Raw genomic sequence first — 460 nt, 5'->3', positions numbered from 1 at the left:
CGCTTCTTTCCGTTCTTCTTTTCGATGTGAGTGCGGCGAACCGGACTCGGGCAGTAGTTCCCCAGATGCAGACGGCGCAACAAGTCTTTGCGCCGCAGTCGATACCACAGCGTAAAATCTTCCAGACTTACTCCATCCACACCAGCGGCTCCGCCGTTGGCTTTGACGCGGCGATACGCCGCTTCGAGGTTCGTGCTACTGAAGATCGCCTCCAGTAGCTCGGGCTGCAACCGGCTGTATTGCCCTGGCTCCCCTTGCCCGCGCGCCGGTCGGCGTTTATGGGTGGGTGGTCAGGTTCGCTGCGCGCCCGGTCTTGTCGGCAGACCTCGGAACCAGAGGCAAGTCCGGCTGCTCCCGATCGCTTCGCTCATTCCCCTTCGGCGGGACTGACAGCGGCCATACGGGTCCCTCCTTCGCCAAGGCTACGGCGGACATGCCGTAGCACGGCGATTCCAAAGAA

The 460-nt window shown here is 62.2% G+C and carries 1 pseudogene; it reads right to left on the bottom strand.

Annotated features, from left to right (window positions below):
- Nucleotides 1-230: pseudogene (locus tag QEH52_RS20195) on the bottom strand (group II intron reverse transcriptase/maturase); the annotation flags it as partial.
- Nucleotides 231-460: the final 230 nt, after the last annotated feature.

The sequence above is a fragment of the Thalassobacterium maritimum genome, from assembly GCF_031127805.1.
In the GTDB taxonomy this organism is placed as follows: Bacteria; Verrucomicrobiota; Verrucomicrobiia; order Opitutales; family Coraliomargaritaceae; genus Thalassobacterium; species Thalassobacterium maritimum.
Note: the sequence above shows the minus strand (reverse complement) of the source record. Positions and strands in the feature narration are given on the sequence as shown.